The sequence below is a fragment of the Serratia sp. CY40230 genome, assembly GCF_052168835.1.
In the GTDB taxonomy this organism is placed as follows: Bacteria; Pseudomonadota; Gammaproteobacteria; order Enterobacterales; family Enterobacteriaceae; genus Serratia; species Serratia nematodiphila.
In genome coordinates this window covers 646219-665364 of record NZ_JBJNLX010000002.1, presented here as the reverse complement: position 1 = coordinate 665364, position 19146 = coordinate 646219, and the positions used below count along the sequence as shown (strand labels likewise).

The following is a 19146-nucleotide window of genomic DNA, read 5'->3' as shown; positions in this document are numbered from 1 at the left end:
ACGAGAAGATGAATGTATTCAAACTGAGCGCGCTTGCCGCTTTGACGGCAACGATGGGATTCCTGGGCGGCATGGGTAATGCCATGGCCGATCAGCAGCTGGTGGATCAGCTGAGCCAGCTGAAGCTGAATGTGAAAATGCTGGATAACCGCGCCGGCGAAAACGGCGTGGATTGCGCGGCGCTGGGCGCCGACTGGGCCTCATGCAACCGGGTGTTATTCACCCTCAGCAACGACGGGCAGGCGATCGACGGCAAGGATTGGGTCATCTATTTCCACAGCCCGCGCCAGACCCTGCGGGTGGATAACGATCAGTTCAAGATCGCGCATCTGACCGGCGATCTGTACAAGCTGGAGCCGACCGCCAAATTCAGCGGTTTCCCTGCCGGCAAGGCGGTGGAAATCCCGGTGGTCGCCGAATACTGGCAGCTGTTCAGAAACGACTTCCTGCCGCGCTGGTATGCCACCTCCGGCGACGCCAAGCCGAAAATGCTGGCGAATACCGACACCGAAAACCTGGACCAGTTCGTGGCGCCGTTCACCGGCGATCAGTGGAAGCGCACTAAGGACGACAAAAACATTCTGATGACGCCGGCTTCGCGCTTTGTCAGCAATGCCGATCTGCAGACGTTGCCCGCCGGCGCGCTGCGCGGCCAGATCGTGCCGACACCGATGCAGGTGAAGATCCACGCACAGGACGCCGACCTGCGCAAAGGGGTATCGCCGGATCTGAGCACGCTGGTCAAGCCGGCGGCGGACGTCGTCAACCAGCGCTTCGCGCTGCTGGGCGTGCCGGTTCAGGCCAACGGTTACCCGATCAAGACCCACATCCAGCCGGGCAAGTTTAAAGGCGCGATGGCGGTGCCGGGCGCTTATGAGCTGAAAATCGGTAAGAAAGAGGCGCGGGTGATCGGCTTCGATCAGGCCGGGGTGTTCTACGGGTTGCAGTCGATCCTGTCGTTAGTGCCGAGCGACGGCAGCGGCAAGATCGCCACGCTGGACGCCAGCGATGCGCCACGCTTCCAGTATCGCGGCATTTTCCTCGACGTGGCGCGCAACTTCCATAAGAAGGACGCGGTGCTGCGCCTGCTGGATCAGATGGCGGCTTACAAGCTCAATAAATTCCACTTCCACCTGAGCGATGACGAAGGCTGGCGCATCGAGATCCCCGGTTTGCCGGAGCTGACGGAAGTCGGCGGCCAGCGCTGCCACGATCTGAGCGAAACCACCTGCCTGCTGCCGCAGTACGGCCAGGGGCCGGACGTCTACGGCGGCTTCTTCAGCCGTCAGGACTATATCGACATCATCAAATACGCCCAGGCGCGCCAGATTGAGGTGATCCCGGAGATCGACATGCCGGCGCACGCCCGCGCCGCGGTGGTGTCGATGGAGGCGCGCTATAAAAAGCTGCATGCTGCCGGCAAAGAGCAGGAGGCCAACGAATTCCGCCTGGTGGATCCGACCGATACCTCCAATACCACCTCGGTGCAGTTCTTTAACCGCCAGAGCTACCTGAACCCGTGCCTGGATTCCTCCCAGCGCTTTGTCGACAAGGTGATTGGCGAGATTGCCCAGATGCATAAAGAAGCCGGGCAGCCGATCAAAACCTGGCACTTCGGCGGCGATGAGGCGAAAAACATCCGCCTGGGCGCCGGCTATACCGACAAGGCGAAACCGGAGCCGGGTAAAGGCATCATCGACCAGAGCAACGAAGACAAGCCGTGGGCCAAGTCGCAGGTTTGCCAGACGATGATCAAAGAAGGCAAGGTGGCCGACATGGAACACCTGCCGAGCTACTTCGGCCAGGAGGTCAGCAAGCTGGTGAAGGCGCACGGCATCGACAGAATGCAGGCCTGGCAAGACGGCTTGAAAGACGCCGAGAACGCAAAGGCGTTCGCCACCTCGCGCGTGGGCGTCAACTTCTGGGATACGTTGTATTGGGGCGGTTTCGATAGCGTCAACGACTGGGCCAACAAAGGATATGAAGTGGTGGTCTCCAACCCGGACTACGTCTACATGGACTTCCCTTACGAGGTGAACCCGGACGAGCGTGGTTACTACTGGGGCACCCGCTTCAGCGACGAGCGCAAGGTGTTCAGCTTCGCGCCGGACAACATGCCGCAGAACGCGGAAACCTCGGTCGACCGCGACGGCAACCACTTTAACGCCAAAAGCGACAAGCCGTGGCCGGGCGCCTACGGTCTGTCCGCTCAGCTGTGGAGCGAAACCCAGCGCACCGATCCGCAGATGGAATACATGATCTTCCCGCGCGCGCTGTCGGTGGCGGAACGCGCCTGGCACCGCGCCGGTTGGGAGCAGGACTATCGCGCCGGCCGTGAATACAAAGGCGGGGAAACCCACTTTGTCGACACCAAGGCGCTGGAGAAAGACTGGCTGCGCTTCGCCAATATCCTGGGCCAACGAGAACTGGCCAAGCTGGACAAAGGCGGCGTCGCCTACCGTCTGCCGGTGCCGGGCGCCCGCGTGGCGGGCGGCAAGCTGGAAGCGAATATCGCGCTGCCGGGATTGGGCATCGAGTACTCCACCGACGGCGGCAAGCAGTGGCAGCGTTATGACGCCAAGGCCAAGCCGGCGGTATCGGGTGAGGTGCAGGTGCGTTCGGTCAGTCCGGACGGTAAACGTTACAGCCGCGCCGAGAAGGTCTAAGCCCGGCACATCGGCCTGTCGTCATGGCGGCGGGCCGCTTAACGAAGGGGGAATGCGTTCGCCCCCGCGCGTGCCGGCGTGGGGCGGATGTTGAAGTGAGAGCAGTACGTGGAGTCGCAGTGCCGCTGCAATTGTAGTATTTCATGACATGATCTTTCCCCGGCTGGTCCGGGGATTTTTTTGCCCGTTGTACGGCGGGCATAAAAAAACCGCCTCAATGTGAGGCGGTTTCTCATAGCCGGTGAGGCTTATTTCTTGTCGTGCAGCGATTCGTCTTCGCGGCAGTCACCGGTTTCACAGTGGCCGTACAGGTACAGACTGTGGTTGGTAAGCTTGATGCCGTGCTGCTTGGCGATATCACGCTGGCGCACTTCGATGGATTCGTCGCTGAATTCGATCACTTTGCCGCAGTCCAGGCAAATCAGGTGATCGTGGTGATGCTGTTGGGTCAGCTCGAACACGGACTTGCCGCCTTCGAAGTTGTGACGTGTCACAATGCCCGCATCGTCAAACTGGTTCAGTACGCGATAAACCGTTGCCAGGCCGATCTCTTCGCCCATATCAATCAGTTTTTTGTACAAATCTTCCGCACTGACGTGATGGCATTCCGGATTTTGCAGTACTTCCAGGATTTTGAGTCGCGGAAGCGTGACTTTTAAGCCGGCCTTCTTCAATGCGATGTTGTTGTCGGTCATGCGAATTCAGTCCTGTTACTATGCTAATCAAGTTGAGGCGTACTCGCCTGTGGCATCGGTCGGCACAAAGAGTTAATGCGTCTCATTATAGAACCGGTTGTACTAAATGGAAACCGCCGGTTGTTAACAAAGATATAATTGCACTATTGCATGTTTTGCATGCAACGCCTTGATGGATGGGATAAACCGATATCTCAGTCTACCGTGACGGGGTGGGAAGTTACAAATCTGTAGCTTCTATCGCAGCAATCCCTGTTGCCGATGACGGCCCTGTCGGCACACTATGCACTTTACAGGGCCTTTGTTCAACCTTTCGCCAGTCCCGGCGTTTAGCCGACGATATCGGCCAGGCTCAGCTCTTCGACGATCTGTTTGACCCAGGCGTCGACGCGCTCGTTGGTCAGCTCCGGCTGACGGTCTTCGTCGATCGCCAGACCGATGAAGTGGTTGTCGTCCGCCAGGCCTTTGGAAGCTTCGAAGTGGTAGCCTTTGGTCGGCCAGTGGCCCACGATGGCCGCGCCGCGCGGTTCGATGATGTCGCGGATGGTGCCCATCGCGTCACAGAAGTATTCCGCGTAGTCTTCCTGGTCGCCGCAGCCGAACAGCGCCACCAGTTTACCGTTGAAATCGACTTCTTCCAGCGTCGGGAAGAAATCGTCCCAGTCACACTGCGCTTCACCGTAGTACCAGGTCGGGATACCCAGCAGCAGGATATCGAACCCTTCCAGGTCTTCTTTGCTGCTTTTGGCGATGTCGTGCACTTCAGAGACGTCGTCGCCAAACTGTTTCTGGAGAATTTTCTGGATCATTTTGGCAATGTTTTCGGTATTGCCAGTGTCGCTGCCAAAGAAAATGCCTACAGTAGCCATATCGCGTATAACCTTTAAATTCAATTAATTGCATTACTCGGCGCCGGCACTGCCGCCGATTAAAATGATGCCATGGCAAGAGCCTTTCGCCACGGTGGCGGGCGCCGACAGGCGCAGTCTCTTACCGGTAAATGCGTATCATGCCAGAAAGTGGCGCCGGGGTTTTATCGCATTTATGCGATGCCGAAGGATGAAGAAAAGCGTGGTCGATCCGGCGTTGTCCTTAACGCCGCGCCGCGCGTGCGGCCGAAGAGATCAATGTTCCGGCTGTTCTTCCGCCAGTTGCGCCAACAGCATCTGCTCGATGAGTTCGCTGCGGCTGATGTTGCGCTGTTCCGCCAGTTTGTTCAGGGCGTCCACCGCATCCGCGTTGATTTTCAGCTCTACGCGCCGCAATCCGCGCACTTTATCGCGCCGTAACTGATTGCGCTTATTGATTCTAAGCTGTTCATCGCGGGAAAGCGGGTTGGTTTTCGGGCGCCCCGGACGGCGTTCATCTGCGAACAGATCCAGCGTCGTGCGATCCGTTTGTTCTTTTGCCATAGGTAGCGGTACTGCAAGGGAGTTTGCATCAAAAAGCGCTCGCACGCTTCCGGAGGCATCGGTTAACACACTTCGGGCCAATAAACCCTAACCCAAATTTACCCCCGAACCGGCGTTCGCGAACGCGCTGGCGCGGCGGCAAAATTATAGCGCGCCATATTACCCCAGCAGATGGAGCGGCGACAATGCCTAACTGCGGGCTAAACGCGCTAAGCCGTTATCTTTAGCGCGTTTTTTCGCCAGGTGAGCGCGTTTTTCAGGCTTCGCCGAGGAAACGGTGGATGGCGCGCAGCACCGCTTCCGGTTTTTCGGCGTGCACCCAATGGCCGGTGCCGGCGACGACGTGCGCGCGTGCCTGCGGGAATTGGCGGGCGATGTCTGCACGGTAGCTGTCCTGCACGTACGGCGACAGGCCGCCGCGAATGAACAGGGTCGGGTGTGGCCAGGCCGGCACGTCCTGCCAGCCGGTGATGTCTTCGTAGCGTTCGATCAGCACCGGCAGGTTGAAGCGCCATTCACCGTTATGGAAGGACTTCAGCAGGAACTGGATCACGCCTTCTTCCTGCAGATAGTCGCGCATCAACTGGGCGGCCGCCTGGCGCTGGGTAATGCCGGCGGCGCTGACGGCCTTCAGCGCGGCGAAGATCTCGTCATGGCGTCGGGTCTGGTAATCCACCGGCGCGACGTCAATGACGATCAGCTTGGCGATGCGCTCGGGCGCGATGGCGGTCAGCGCCATCGCCGCTTTGCCGCCCATCGAGTGGCCGATGACGATCGCTTTCTCCAGCTGCAGTTCGTCGAGCAGCGCCAGCAGATCCTGCGCCATGGCGGGGTAGTTCATATCGTCGGCGCGCGGGGAAAGGCCGTGGTTGCGCAGATCGACTTTGATCACACTGTGCTGTTTATGCAGATCGCGCGCCAGCACGCCCAGGTTGTCGAGATTGCCGAACAGCCCGTGGATCAGCAGCACCGGCAGCGCGTCTGACTCGGCGGCCAGCAGTTGATAATGTAATTTCATGGCGAAGTTCATACTGAGAGAGATTCAGATTAGGGTATCATGATTGAATCGCACGATGAATCATGCGGAATTTTCGCGGCGCGGGCTTGGCAGTGCCGGCTATAGGTATTAGTCTGCATTTGCCGTCCGGAGGCACATTGTTGTGTTCGCCCCAGCGCTTTTAACCTTATAATCCCATGGCTTGAATGCAGGATCTGGCTTCAGGTTCTAAGTAGAAAAAACAGTATTGGATAAAGATGAAAACTATTGAAGTCGACGAAGAGCTTTACCGTTATATTGCCAGCCACACGCAACACATCGGTGAAAGCGCGTCCGATATTTTACGCCGCATGTTGAAATTCACCGCCGGCCAGCCGGTGCGCGCGTTGCCTGCCGCCAGTGCGTCGCAGTCCGTCGAACAGGAAAAAACGGCGTCGGTTCAGCGCCCGCGCGATCGCGTGCGCGCCGTGCGTGAACTGCTGCTGTCGGATGAATACGCCGAGCAGAACAAAGCGGTCAACCGTTTCATGCTGGTGCTGTCCACGCTGTACACCCTTGATGCTGCCGGTTTTGCCGCCGCCACCGAGGCGTTGACCGGCCGTACCCGCACCTATTTCGCCGGCGATCAGCAGACCCTGCTGGCCAACGGCACGCATACCAAGCCGAAGCATGTGCCGGGCACCCCTTACTGGGTGATCACCAATACCAATACCGGCCGCAAACGCAGCATGATCGAACACATCATGCAGGCGATGCAGTTCCCGGCGGAACTGATCGAGAAAGTTTGCGGTACCGTCTAATTTAGCGAACAGCCCGTCATGATGGCCGTGCGCGACGTATTTGCCCGGTCACCGACAGGGATGAGGGAGATATGTCGATGGCGAATAATCCACGTGCCGGGCAGCCCGCCCGTCAAAGCGATCTGATCAACGTAGCCCAGCTGACGTCGCAGTACTATGTGCTGCAACCGGAAGCCGGCAATGCCGCACATGCGGTGAAGTTTGGCACCTCCGGCCACCGCGGCAGCGCGCAGCGCCACAGCTTCAACGAAGCGCACATCCTCGCCATCGCCCAGGCGATCGCCGAAGTTCGTCATCAGCAGGGCACCACCGGCCCGTGCTACGTGGGTAAAGACACCCATGCGCTGTCCGAGCCGGCCTTTATTTCCGTGCTGGAAGTGCTGACCGCCAACGGCGTCGATGTGATCGTGCAGGAAAACAACGGCTTCACGCCAACGCCGGCGGTATCGCACGCCATTCTGTGCCACAACCGCCGCGGCGGCGCGCAGGCCGACGGCATCGTCATTACGCCGTCCCATAATCCACCGGAAGACGGCGGCATCAAGTACAACCCGCCGAACGGCGGCCCGGCCGACACCAACCTGACGTCGGTGATCGAAAAACGCGCCAACGATCTGCTGGCGCAGCAGTTGAAAGGCGTTCAGCGTCAGTCGCTGGACAAGGCCTGGAACAGCGGCCACCTGCACGCCAAAGATCTGGTGCAGCCTTATGTCGAAGGCCTGGTTGACGTGGTCGACATGCCGGCCATTCAACGCGCCGGCCTGAAGCTGGGCGTGGATCCGCTCGGCGGTTCCGGCATCGCCTATTGGCAGCGCGTGGCGGAACACTACAAGCTGGATCTGACGCTGGTAAACGACTCCATCGATCAGACCTTCCGCTTTATGCACCTGGATCACGACGGTATCATCCGCATGGACTGCTCGTCCGAGTCGGCGATGGCCGGCCTGCTGGCGCTGCGCGACAAATTCGATTTGGCGTTCGCCAACGATCCGGATTACGACCGTCACGGCATCGTCACGCCGAAGGGCCTGATGAACCCGAACCACTATCTGGCGGTAGCCATCAACTACCTGTTCCAGCATCGCCCGCAGTGGGGCGCCGATGTGGCGGTAGGTAAAACGCTGGTGTCCAGCGCGATGATCGATCGCGTGGTGGCTGACCTGGGCCGCAAGCTGGTGGAAGTGCCGGTCGGTTTCAAATGGTTCGTGGACGGCCTGTTCGACGGCAGCCTGGGCTTCGGCGGCGAAGAGAGCGCCGGGGCCTCGTTCCTGCGCTTCAACGGCCAGCCGTGGTCGACCGACAAAGACGGCATCATCATGTGCCTGCTGGCGGCTGAAATCACCGCGGTAACCGGTGAAAATCCGCAGCATCACTATGACGATCTGGCCAAGCGCTTCGGCGCGCCAAGCTACAACCGCATCCAGGCGCCGGCAACCCATGCGCAGAAAGCGGCGCTGTCCAAGCTGTCACCGGAGATGGTCAAGGCCAGTACGCTGGGCGGGGACCCGATCACCGCGCGTCTGACCGCAGCGCCGGGCAACGGCGCGTCGATCGGCGGCCTGAAAGTCATGACCGACAACGGCTGGTTCGCGGCCCGTCCTTCCGGTACCGAAGAGGCATACAAGATCTACTGCGAGAGCTTCCTCGGGGCGGAACACCGCGAGAAAATTGAGCACGAAGCGGTTGAGATCGTCAGCGAAGTGCTGGCTTCCGCCAAATAATCGCTGTTCTCGTCTGATAAAAAGCGCTGTTTTTACAGCGCTTTTTTTATGCCTGTAATTTAGATATATCTTTTTCTCGGCGTAGGCTTGCTCATTTAGATATATCGATCTAGATTAGCGTTATCGACGCTGTTTAGATATATCTAAACAACCTCGTATTGATGTTCACTGTTAAAGCGAGGTATCACCCTATGTTTCATCGATTAGGTTTACACCGGCATCATCACCATCATGAATGTGAAGAGGGGCGCCGTCATCGCGGTGGGCGCCATCACTTCGGCGGCGACGGCGAAGAGCATGGCCGTGGCGGACGCGGCGGCCGGGGCGGGCGTCATCGTCTGTTCGAACACGGCGATCTGCGCCTGGTGCTGCTGGCGCTGGTGGCGCGCAAGCCCAGCCACGGGTACGAATTGATCAAGGCGATCGAGGAAGCGTCATCCGGCCTGTATGTGCCGAGCCCGGGGGTGATTTACCCCACGCTGACGCTGCTGGAAGAGCAGGATTTTCTCGAACCGCTCACCACCGGCAACGGCCGCAAAAGCTACCGCATCACCTCGGCGGGTGAGGGCGAGCTGCAAAAGCATCAACAGGTGGTTGAGGTCATTCTGGCGCGTCTGGCGGGCGCCGGCCGCGAGCATCATCGGCACGGCAACCTGGCGGAAGGCATTTACGACGCCATGAACCGTCTGCGCAGTCTGCTGCGCGGCAACGTGATGCGCGCCGATCTTACGCCGCAGCAGGTGGAGCGCATCAACGCCGCACTGTTGACCGCCGTGGCGGCGATCGAAAGCGAAATGCACATTCAACCCACGCAGCAGGAGGAGAACTGATGCCCGGCCACCGTTTTAACATTACCGTTGAAGCCCTGAGCGACCGCCAGGGCAACCCCGTCGAGAAGGCACCGCTGAGTTTTGAGGTGACCAACCACGACGATATTCTCGAGATCGTCGAGCGCATTCGGGCGCGTGACGATCTGAACTTCGGCCCTGAGCAGAGCGCGGCCTTCGCCGTGGGGTTGAAACTGTTCTCTGAAGTGATGATCGAAAACCGCAAACACCCGGTGTTCGCTCCGCTGCGCGAGGCGTTCAAGGAATTTATGGTCGGATTGAAGAAGGGCCCGGCGGCGTAAAGGCGCGGCAAACCGCGCCCGTCGGGGTTAAGGCATGAAACGGTAGCCGACGCCGGTTTCGGTCAGCAGGTGTTTGGGCCGGGCCGGATCGGCTTCCAGCTTCTGCCGCAGATGGCCCATGTAGATGCGCAGATAGTGGCTGTGCTCCACGTAGTTCGGCCCCCAGACGTGGCTCAACAGCTGGCGTTGGGTGATCACCTTGCCGGCGTTGGCCAGCAGCTCCGCCAACAGGCGAAACTCGATCGGCGTCAGGTGCAGATCTTCGTCGTTGCGCAGCACCCGGCGATTCACCAGATCGACGGTGATCGCCGAAAAGCTCACCAGCGGGCTTTCCTGTTGGCTGGCGGAGTGGCGGCGCAGCGCGACCCGCACCCGCGCCAGCAGCTCACCGATGCCGAACGGCTTGCTGAGGTAGTCGTCGGCGCCGGCGTCCAGCGCGGCAATTTTGTCCTCTTCGGCGTTGCGCGCCGACAGCACGATCACCGGAATGGCGCTCCACTGCCGCAGATCGCGGATGTAGCTCAGCCCGTCGCCATCCGGCAAGCCCAAATCCAGGATGATCAGATCCGGTTTGCGCGTGCCGGCCTCAATCAGCCCCCGCTGCAGGGTTTCGCTTTCAAACACCCGCAGGCCTTCGCTCTCCAGCGCGGTGCGCACGAAGCGGCGGATCTCTTTTTCATCTTCAACAATCAGAATGTTGGTTGGCGTTATGCTCACGTTTCCCCTGCGTTGATTACAGATCGAAGGCGTCGCCGTCGATCTCGGGCGGTTTTTCCAGCGGCAGCACGAAGCGGAAGCTGGCGCCGCCGTTGGCGCCGTTTTCCGCCCAGATGCGGCCATCATGCACTTCAATAATGGCACGACAAATGGCTAACCCCAAGCCGACGCCGGGGATCGCCGACTCTTTATTGCCGCGTGAAAACTTGTCGAAAATCAGCTGCAGCTGATCGGCGGGGATGCCGGGGCCGTTATCCCAGACCTCGACTTCCAGCCACTCGGGCAGCGTGCGGGCGCGAATGCCGATGGTGGCCTCGGCGCCGGCGTATTTATTGGCGTTTTCCAACAGGTTGGTGAACACCCGTTCCAGCAGGCTGCCGTCGCAGTTGACCAGGATCTGTTCCGGCGGCAGCTCGACCTCGATCGGATGCTGGCTGAGCAGCGGCTCCAGCATGTGCAGCGAAGCGCCGACGATCTCTTCCAGCGACTGCCACTCTTTACGCAGGCTGAAACCGCCGGACTGGATGCGCGCCATATCCAGCAGGTTGTTCACCAGCCGGGTGGTGCTCAGCACCTGCTGGCGGATCTGGCTGGCCTGGGTGGCGTGATTGGAGCCTTCGGCCGCCAGGTCCAGCGTGAGAATTTCCGCCTGGCCGAACAGCACGGTCAGCGGGGTGCGCAGATCGTGCGACAGCGCCGCCAGCAGCGAGTTGCGCAGCTGCTCGCGTTCGGCGTCCAGCTTGGCTTCTTCGGCGCTGCGCGCCAGGTGCAGCCGTTCCAGCGCGCTGGCGATCAGCACTGCGAAGGTTTGCAGCAGCCGCTGTTGTTCCGGCACCATCAGCTGGCGCAGGTTGTTGGGTTCGATCGCCAACAGGCCGAAGGTCTGTTTGGGGGTATTGAGCGGCAGCAGCTGGTAAGGCACGCCGGGCAGGGTGTCGGTGCCGGCGCCGGCCGGCAAGCCTTTATCGAAACTCCAGCGCGCGATGGCTTCGTCTACCGACAGCAGCCCGCCTTCTTCGCCGATCATTTGCTGCAGCCGGCCGTCTTCCTGCGGCAGCAGCAGCACGGTTTTCGCCTGGAAGCTGCTGGAGAGGAAATGACGGCTGGTGTTGGCGATGTCGGCCACGGTCAGCGCGCGGCTCAGCCCGCGTGACATTTCGTACAGATGGCGCGCCCGCTGCTCGCGGTAGCGCGCCACCCGGGCCTGATAACGCACCCCGGCGGTCAGGTTGCCGATGATGATACCGACGGCGAGCATCACGCCGAAGGTCAGCAGATACTGCATATCGCTGACGGCGAACGACCATTCGGGCTGGACGAAGAACAGATCGAAACTGGCGACGTTGATCACCGCCGCCAGCACCGATGGCCAGCGGCCGAAGAACAGCGCGACGATCGCCACGCCGAGCAGGTAGACCATCACCAGGTTGGCCTGATCGAAGCCCGGCAGCAGCCACTGCGAGAGCAGGGTGATCAGCGCGCACAGCGCCACCGCCACCGCGCAGCCGCGCAGCTGCATGCGCCATTTCTCATTGAAGCTGCGGCCGTCGTGCTCCTTGCCCGGCGGCGGCGGTGCGGCGTCGCTGTCCAGCGCGACGATCACCAGATCGAGATCCGGGCCCAGCCGGCCGAGGCGATCGGCGAAGCTGCCGCGCAGCTTCCAGCGTTGCTCGCTGCGGCGGCCGATGATGATTTTGCCGAGGTTATGTTCGCGGGCGTAGCGCAGCACTGCACGCTCTTCGGACGGATCGGCCAGGGTGGCGGTTTCGGCGCCCAGCTCCTGCGCCAGCCGCAGCGCGCGCAGAATGGCGCGGCGTTGGTTTTCCGGCAGCCGGTGCAGCTTGGGGGTTTCCACGTAGACCGCATGCCAGTGGCAGCCGAGCCGCGCCGCCAGCCGGGCGGCGATGCGCACCAGCTTTTCGTTGCCGCTGTTGTGGCCGACGCACAGCAGAATGCTGTCGCGGGTGTGCCACACTTTCTCGCGCCCCTGGGTGTCGCGAAACTCGCGCATCTGGTCATCGACCCGATCGGCGGTGCGGCGCAGCGCCAACTCGCGCAGGGCGATCAGGTTGCCTTTACGGAAAAAATGCTCGATGGCGCGCTCGGCCTGGCCGGGAATATACACTTTGCCTTCGTGCAGCCGTCGGCGCAGATCGTCCGGCGGCAGATCGACCAGCACCACTTCGCTGGCCTCGTCAAACACGTGGTCGGGCACCGTTTCGCGCACCCGCACGCCGGTCACGCCGCCCACCACGTCGTTCAGACTTTCCAAATGTTGCACGTTGACGGTAGTCAGCACGTCGATGCCGGCGTCCAGCAGCTCTTCCACATCCTGCCATCGTTTGGGGTGGCGCGAACCGTGGGCGTTGCTGTGCGCCAGTTCATCCATCAGGATCAGCGCCGGATGGCGCGCCAGCGCGGCGTCGAGATCGAATTCATGCACCAGCCGGCCGCGATGCTGGATGCGCTTTTGCGGCAGCAGCGCCAGGCCGTCGAGCAGGGCGGCGGTCTCGCTGCGGCCGTGGGTTTCCACCACGCCGACCAGCACATCCAGCCCCTGAGCGCGCAAACGCTGGGCCTCCTGCAGCATGGCGTAGGTTTTGCCCACGCCGGCGCAGGCGCCGAAGAATACCTTCAACCGGCCGCGCGGTTTTTCATTGGCCAGCGCCAGCAGGCTATCGGGATCGGGACGCTGCTGTTCTTCTTCGACCATGACAATTCCTTGTGTTACCAAGCAAAAAGGGGTTCGGCATGCCGAACCCTATCACTATGCTGAATACGGCGCGTTACTTCAACGCATCCAGCGCCAGGTTCAGCTTCAGCACGTTGACCACCGATTCCCCCATAAAGTTGGGCGTGGCCCGATCGGTGTTGTCTTCGATCAGTTTGGCGACCTGTTCCGGCGGCAGATGACGCGCCGCCGCGACCCGCGCCAGCTGATACCGCGCCGCGGCGATCGAAATCTGCGGATCCAGCCCGCTGCCGGAGGCGGTCAGCAGATCCACCGGGAGCGGGCCGCTCATGGCCGGATTGGCCTGGCGCAGCTGCGCCGCGCGTTCGGCGATAGCCTTATCCAGCGCCGGGTTGGTGGCCGCCAGGTTGCTGCCGGCGGAGGCCTGTGGATTATAAGCCGAATCGCCGGTCGCCGACGGGCGGCCCCAGAAATAGTCGGCGCGCGTGAAGTTCTGGCCGATCAGCGCAGAGCCGACCGCCTTGTCGCCCTGGTACAGCAGCGAACCGTTGGCCGCGCCCGAAAACAGCAGCTGCGCCAGCCCGGTGGTCAGCAGCGGATAGGCGATGCCGGTGATCAGAGTCAGCAGGATCAACATCACCAGCGCAGGTCGTAAATACGTCATGTTCATTTCCCTCAATGGTTAACCGGCGACGTGCAGCGCGACCAGGATCAGGTCGATCAGTTTGATGCCGATGAACGGCACCAGCAGACCGCCGACCCCGTACAGCCACAGGTTGCGGCGCAGCAGAGCCGCGGCGCTCATCGGTTTGTAGCTCACCCCTTTCAACGCCAGCGGGATCAGGAACACGATCACCAGGGCGTTGAAGATCACCGCCGACATGATGGCGGAGGCGGGGGAGTGCAGGTGCATCACGTTCAGCGCGTTCAACTGCGGATAGGTGGCCGCGAACGCCGCCGGAATGATGGCGAAGTATTTGGCCACGTCGTTGGCGATGCTGAAGGTGGTCAGCGAACCGCGCGTCATCAGCATCTGTTTGCCGATATGCACCACTTCGATCAGCTTGGTCGGGTTGGAATCCAGATCGACCATGTTGCCCGCCTCTTTGGCGGCCTGGGTGCCGGAGTTCATCGCCACCGCCACATCGGCCTGCGCCAGTGCCGGGGCGTCGTTGGTGCCGTCGCCGGTCATCGCCACCAGACGGCCTTCCGCCTGATACTGGCGGATCAGCGCCAGCTTGGCTTCCGGCGTGGCTTCCGACAGAAAGTCGTCCACCCCGGCTTCGGCGGCGATCGCCGCTGCGGTCAGCGGGTTATCGCCGGTGATCATCACCGTTTTGATGCCCATCTTGCGCAGCTCATTGAAGCGTTCCTTGATGCCGCCCTTGACGATATCCTTCAGCGCCACCACGCCCAGCACCCGGGCGCCTTCCGCCACCACCAGCGGCGTGCCGCCGGTGCGCGCCACGCTTTCCACCAGATCGTCCACCGCCCGCGGGAAGTGGCCCTGATTGGATTCGACGTGGCGGCGAATGGCGTCCACTGCGCCTTTACGGATCATGCGCTCCTGCACGTTGACGCCGCTCATGCGGGTCTGGGCGGAGAAGGGCACGAAGGTGGCGTTCAGCGCCTGCAGATCGCGCTCGCGCAGGTTAAAGCGCTGTTTGGCCAACACCACGATGCTGCGGCCTTCCGGCGTTTCGTCCGCCAGCGAAGCCAGCTGCGCGGCATCCGCCAGCTCTTGCTCTTTCACGCCCGGCGCCGGCAGGAACTCCGAAGCCTGACGGTTGCCCAGCGTGATGGTGCCGGTTTTATCCAGCAACAGCACGTCCACATCGCCGGCGGCTTCCACCGCGCGGCCACTGGTGGCGATCACGTTGGCGCCGAGCATGCGGCTCATCCCGGCCACGCCGATGGCGGACAGCAGACCGCCGATGGTGGTGGGGATCAGGCAAACCAGCAGCGCGACCAGCACGGTGATGGTGACCACGCTGCCGCTGCCGGCCGCCTCGACGCTGTATTGCGAGAACGGGAACAGGGTGGCGGTGGCCAGCACGAACACGATGGTCAACGCCACCAGCAGAATGGTCAGCGCGATCTCGTTCGGCGTTTTGCGGCGCTTGGCGCCCTCCACCATGGCGATCATGCGATCGAGGAAGGTTTCCCCCGGGTTGACGCTGCACTGCACCACCAGCCAGTCGGACAGCACGCGGGTGCCGCCGGTGACCGAGGAGAAGTCGCCGCCGGACTCGCGGATCACCGGGGCGGATTCGCCGGTGATGGCGCTTTCATCCACCGAAGCGCCGCCTTCCAGCACTTCGCCGTCGCACGGAATGGTGTCGCCGGCTTCCACCAGCACGATATCGCCTTTGCGCAGGCTCTCGGCGGCCACTTTCTCCGTGGCGCCGTCGCGGCGCGGGCCGGCCAGCTTTTTCGCCCAGCTGGTTTTCTTGGTGCCCTTCAGGCTTTCCGCCTGGGCCTTGCTGCGGCCTTCGGCCAGCGCTTCGGCGAAGTTGGCGAACAGCACGGTGAACCACAACCACAGGGCGACGCTGCCGGTAAAGGCGGCGGCGCCGTCGGTTTGGCCGGCGAGGATCGCCAGCCAGATGGCGGTGGTCAGCAGGCTGCCGATATACACCACGAACATCACCGGGTTGCGCCATTGAACGCGAGGGTCCAGTTTTTTCAGCGCATCGATCAGCGCGGTGCGCACCAGAGCCGGTTCAAACAGCGCGCGTTGTTTGCGAGTCATCTCTTATTCTCTCTCTGTGACGTCGGTTAGTTTGCCAACCAAAGCTGCAAATGCTCGGCCACCGGGCCCAGCGCCAGCGCCGGCACGAAGGTCAGCGCGCCCACCAGCAGCACGGTGCCGATCAGCAGGCCGATAAACAGCGGCCCATAGGTTGGCAGGGTGCCGTTGCCCGCCGGCTGGCGTGGCTTGGCGCTCAGCGAACCGGCGATCGCCAGCACCGGCAGGATCACCCCGAAGCGGCCGACGAACATGGCGAAGGCCAGCAGCAGGTTGTAGAACGGCGTATTGACGCTCAACCCGGCGAAGGCGCTGCCGTTGTTGTTGGCGGCTGAAGACAGGGCGTACAGCACTTCGCTGAAGCCGTGGGCGCCCGGGTTGAGGATGCCGGCGCGGCCCGCGTCGGTGCCAATGGCCAGCGCGCTGCCCAGCAATACCAGCGTCGGCGTGACCAGGATCGCCAGCGCGGTCATCTTCATGTCATAGACGTCGATTTTCTTGCCCAGGTATTCCGGGGTGCGGCCGATCATCAGACCGGCGATAAACACCGTCAGCATCACGAACAGCAGCATGCCGTACAGGCCGGAGCCGACGCCGCCGAACACCACTTCACCGATCTGCATCAGCCACATCGGCACCATGCCGCCCAGCGCGGTGAAGGAATCGTGCATGGCGTTGACCGCCCCGCAGGACGCGGCGGTGGTCACCACCGAGAACAGGCTGGTGGCGAGAATGCCGAAGCGCGACTCTTTGCCTTCCATATTGATGTTGCTGTCGGCGCCCAGCGCGCTCAGGTGCGGGTTGCCCGCCAGCTCGGCAACCATCACCACCACCACCGCCACCACGAAGATCAGCGCCATCGCCCAGATCAGCGCGTGGCCCTGACGGTTTTCACCGGCCAACTGGCCGAAGGAGAAGCACAGCGCGCAGGGGATCAGGAAGATGGCCAGCATCTGCACGAAGTTGGTCAGCACGGTCGGGTTTTCGAACGGGTGCGCCGAGTTGGCACCGAAGAACCCCCCGCCGTTGGTGCCGAGCATCTTGATCGCTTCCTGCGAGGCCACCGGCCCCATTGGCAGCGTCTGCTGCGCGCCTTCGAGCGTAGTGACGTGCAGGTAAGGCAGGAAGTTTTGCAGCGTGCCCTGGCTGACGAAGAACAGGGCGATCAGCAGCGCGATCGGCAGCAGCACGTACAGCGTGATGCGGAACAGATCGGCCCAGGCGTTGCCGACGGTCTTGCCGGCGCGGCGGGTAAAGGCGCGGATCAGCGCAAAGGCCACGGCGATGCCGGTGGCGGCGGAGACGAAGTTCTGCACCGCCAGCCCGGCCATTTGGCTGAAATAGCTGAGGGCGCTTTCGCCGCTGTAGGCCTGCCAGTTGGTGTTGGTGACGAAGCTGACGGCGGTGTTGAGCGCCAGATCCCAGGAGAGGCCCGGGAAGCCTTGCGGGTTGAGCGGCAGCGAGCCCTGCGTCATCAGCAAGGCGAACAGCAGTGCCAGGCCGAGCAGGTTGAATGCCAGTATCGCCAGCGCGTACTGCCACCAGTTCATCTCGGTGGCGCGGATGCCACAGGCGCGCCAGACGCCGGCTTCCACCCCGCGTAGTGCAGGCAGCGGCTCACCTTCGATCAGGCGCGCCATAAAACCGCCCAGCGGCCGTGCCAGCAGCAGAAGCACCAGCAGGAAACTGGCGATCAGTAAAAAGGCTGAAGCCGCCATCAGAAATCCTCCGCGTTAAACAGGGCGTAGACCAGATAGGCCAACAGCAGCAGAACCAACAGCGCACCACCAATAACGCTGAAACTCACGGGACACCTCCAGAGGTGTTGTTTTTGATAGAGGCAGTGTAGGGAGAGGGGTAGAAAGAAGATGAAAAAATCGCGCGGGCAGGTGTAAAAAAAGTATAAAAATGGCTGAAATTTCAGCGGAAATTGGCCGTTTCAGGCAGCCTGCTTGCGGCGAGATTGCGCCTGTTGCGTGAATAAGCCGGGGCTGGGGCGTGGGATGAAGAACCGAATAATAACCACAATGTAACCCATGTTTAGTTAAAAATTAACTTGATTGTAACAAAATTACGAATCGCCGCGGCGATTAGCGATTTTTTGTGCGATTTAGTGGTCGGATGAGTAGTAAACTTTCATCAAGTGCGCTAAAATTTTGTCCAGTTACCAAATTACCGATTGTTCATTTGATACGCCGACGCCGTTTTCCCTGACAAATCAACGGCAGGCGTTTTTAAGGAGGTTCGCATGTCTACGACCTATCACGCTTATTCACTGCATCGGATTCTCCTGCGCCGCAGCGCAGTGGTCATCGCGGGCATTTTGGCCCTGCCGGTGATGCTGTTCCGCAGCGATCGCGGGCGTTTTTACAGCTACCTGCACCGCGTCTGGTCAAAAACCAGCGACAAGCCGGTCTGGCTGCAGCAGGCGGAATTGGCGTCCTGCGATTTCTACTGATTCACTGCCGATTCACGAACAACCCTCGCCCTGCGGCGGGGGTTTTTTTATGCCCCAAGCCCGCTGCCGTCAAGCGCAAGGTCGTATTTGGCAAGCCATTCTTCTACACTTTCCCCATCGACCAACACCACGAGAGAACGGTATGAGTGACAAGATCCCTATCGGCATCAGCGCCTGTTTACTGGGCGACGCGGTGCGTTTCGACGGTGGCCACAAGCGGCTGGCCTTCGCGGTGGAACAGTTGGCGCCCTATGTGCGCTTTGAGCCCGTATGCCCGGAAATGGCGATCGGCCTGCCCACGCCGCGCCCGGCGCTGCGCCTGGTGAAACAGGCGCAGCCCTGGCCGGCGATGCGCTACAGCAACGACGCCGGCGTGGATCTGACCGAGGAGATGCGCAGTTTCTCCGCGCAGCGGGTGGCCGCGTTGCAGCACCTGTGCGGTTATATCGTCTGCGCCAAATCGCCGAGCTGCGGCCTGGAGCGGGTGCGGGTCTACAGTGAGAACGGCAAGGACTCGCGTAAAAACGGCGTCGGGCTGTTTACCGCCGAACTGCTGCGTCAGATGCCGTGGCTGCCGGTGGAAGAAGACGGACGATTGCAGGATGCGGCATTGCGGGAAAACTTCATTGAACGGGTGTACGCGCTGTATGAGTTGAATATGCTGTGGCGTCAGGGGCTGACCCGCGGCGGGCTGATCGCGTTTCACAGCCGCTACAAGCTGTCGCTGCTGGCGCATTCGCAGCCGGCGTACCGCGAACTGGGGCGTTTCGTCGCCGACATTCATCGCTGGGACTCGCTGGAGGCCTTCGCCGTGGAGTACCGCAGCCGCCTGATGGCGCTGTTGGCGCACAAGGCGACGCGCCGCAACCATACCAACGTGCTGATGCACGTGCAGGGTTACTTCCGCCGCCAGCTCAGCGCGGCGCAGCGCCAGGAGCTGGCGCACCTGATCGACCGCTACCGGCAGGGCATGCAGCCGCTGCTGGCGCCGATCGCCTTGCTTAAGCATTACATGGCGGAATACCCCGACAGTTATCTGGCGGAACAACGCTATTTCGAACCTTATCCGGAGGCGCTGCGTTTGCGTTACGGCCATTGATTGACAAGGGA

The 19146-nt window shown here is 61.5% G+C and carries 17 protein-coding genes; 7 read left to right on the top strand and 10 right to left on the bottom strand.

Going from position 1 to position 19146, the window contains the following annotated elements; translation table 11 throughout:
- Positions 1–8 precede the first annotated feature (8 nt).
- A complete protein-coding gene (locus ACJ8IJ_RS10380) occupies positions 9–2666 on the top strand; it encodes a beta-N-acetylhexosaminidase (protein WP_280630851.1) in 2658 nt (885 codons plus the stop codon).
- Between the two features lie 248 nt (positions 2667–2914).
- Here the strand turns inward: ACJ8IJ_RS10380 and fur are convergent, their stop codons facing one another.
- The 4 genes from fur to ybfF form a co-directional block, all read right to left on the bottom strand.
- Entirely contained in the window at positions 2915–3361 is a 447-nt protein-coding gene (gene fur / locus ACJ8IJ_RS10375) for a ferric iron uptake transcriptional regulator (protein WP_004939939.1), read from the bottom strand.
- A 329-nt stretch (positions 3362–3690) separates the two neighbouring features.
- A complete protein-coding gene (gene fldA / locus ACJ8IJ_RS10370) occupies positions 3691–4230 on the bottom strand; it encodes a flavodoxin FldA (protein ID WP_004939938.1) in 540 nt (179 codons plus the stop codon).
- A gap of 255 nt (positions 4231–4485) precedes the next feature.
- The gene (gene ybfE, locus ACJ8IJ_RS10365; RefSeq protein ID WP_004939936.1) at positions 4486–4773 is read right to left on the bottom strand and encodes a LexA regulated protein; all 288 of its coding nucleotides are present in this window, start codon (positions 4771–4773) and stop codon (positions 4486–4488) included.
- Positions 4774–5029: 256 nt separating this feature from the next.
- Positions 5030–5803 carry an esterase gene (gene ybfF / locus ACJ8IJ_RS10360; RefSeq protein ID WP_080286931.1) on the bottom strand — a complete coding sequence of 258 codons (774 nt, stop codon included), beginning with the start codon at positions 5801–5803 and terminating at the stop codon, positions 5030–5032.
- Between the two features lie 224 nt (positions 5804–6027).
- Between ybfF and seqA the strand changes: the two genes are divergently transcribed.
- The 4 genes from seqA to ACJ8IJ_RS10340 all read left to right on the top strand — a co-directional run bounded on the left by seqA (position 6028) and on the right by ACJ8IJ_RS10340 (position 9420).
- Positions 6028–6570, top strand: a complete 543-nt coding sequence (seqA, locus tag ACJ8IJ_RS10355; protein ID WP_076740483.1) for a replication initiation negative regulator SeqA — start codon at positions 6028–6030, stop codon at positions 6568–6570.
- Positions 6571–6647: 77 nt separating this feature from the next.
- On the top strand, positions 6648–8291 hold the full coding sequence (pgm, locus tag ACJ8IJ_RS10350) for a phosphoglucomutase (alpha-D-glucose-1,6-bisphosphate-dependent) (RefSeq protein WP_060560416.1): 1644 nt from the start codon (positions 6648–6650) through the stop codon (positions 8289–8291).
- Between the two features lie 191 nt (positions 8292–8482).
- Positions 8483–9121, top strand: coding sequence for a PadR family transcriptional regulator (locus ACJ8IJ_RS10345; RefSeq protein WP_015376959.1), 639 nt, complete (start codon positions 8483–8485; stop codon positions 9119–9121).
- Entirely contained in the window at positions 9121–9420 is a 300-nt protein-coding gene (locus tag ACJ8IJ_RS10340) for a DUF3861 domain-containing protein (protein WP_004939927.1), read from the top strand. The genes ACJ8IJ_RS10345 and ACJ8IJ_RS10340 overlap by 1 nt, the downstream gene beginning before the upstream one ends.
- 27 nt (positions 9421–9447) lie before the next feature.
- On the opposite strand, the gene kdpE is transcribed toward ACJ8IJ_RS10340, so the two are convergent.
- The 6 genes from kdpE to ACJ8IJ_RS10310 form a co-directional block, all read right to left on the bottom strand.
- Positions 9448–10137 (bottom strand): two-component system response regulator KdpE, encoded by a 690-nt coding sequence (gene kdpE / locus ACJ8IJ_RS10335; RefSeq protein ID WP_033637458.1) that lies wholly within the window; start codon positions 10135–10137, stop codon positions 9448–9450.
- Between the two features lie 16 nt (positions 10138–10153).
- Positions 10154–12850, bottom strand: coding sequence for a two-component system sensor histidine kinase KdpD (gene kdpD / locus ACJ8IJ_RS10330; RefSeq protein WP_004939924.1), 2697 nt, complete (start codon positions 12848–12850; stop codon positions 10154–10156).
- Between the two features lie 73 nt (positions 12851–12923).
- Positions 12924–13493 (bottom strand): potassium-transporting ATPase subunit KdpC, encoded by a 570-nt coding sequence (kdpC, locus tag ACJ8IJ_RS10325; protein ID WP_442518606.1) that lies wholly within the window; start codon positions 13491–13493, stop codon positions 12924–12926.
- Positions 13494–13511: 18 nt separating this feature from the next.
- Positions 13512–15581, bottom strand: a complete 2070-nt coding sequence (gene kdpB / locus ACJ8IJ_RS10320; RefSeq protein WP_442518605.1) for a potassium-transporting ATPase subunit KdpB — start codon at positions 15579–15581, stop codon at positions 13512–13514.
- Between the two features lie 26 nt (positions 15582–15607).
- Positions 15608–17296 carry a potassium-transporting ATPase subunit KdpA gene (kdpA, locus tag ACJ8IJ_RS10315; protein ID WP_442518604.1) on the bottom strand — a complete coding sequence of 563 codons (1689 nt, stop codon included), beginning with the start codon at positions 17294–17296 and terminating at the stop codon, positions 15608–15610.
- Positions 17296–17385, bottom strand: a complete 90-nt coding sequence (locus ACJ8IJ_RS10310) for a K(+)-transporting ATPase subunit F (RefSeq protein WP_016928742.1) — start codon at positions 17383–17385, stop codon at positions 17296–17298. The genes kdpA and ACJ8IJ_RS10310 overlap by 1 nt, the downstream gene beginning before the upstream one ends.
- A gap of 441 nt (positions 17386–17826) precedes the next feature.
- Between ACJ8IJ_RS10310 and ACJ8IJ_RS10305 the strand changes: the two genes are divergently transcribed.
- Both ACJ8IJ_RS10305 and ACJ8IJ_RS10300 read left to right on the top strand, forming a co-directional pair.
- The gene (locus ACJ8IJ_RS10305) at positions 17827–18036 is read left to right on the top strand and encodes a YbfA family protein (protein ID WP_004939916.1); all 210 of its coding nucleotides are present in this window, start codon (positions 17827–17829) and stop codon (positions 18034–18036) included.
- 142 nt (positions 18037–18178) lie between these two features.
- A complete protein-coding gene (locus ACJ8IJ_RS10300; protein ID WP_004939915.1) occupies positions 18179–19135 on the top strand; it encodes a YbgA family protein in 957 nt (318 codons plus the stop codon).
- The last annotated feature ends 11 nt before the right edge of the window (positions 19136–19146 follow it).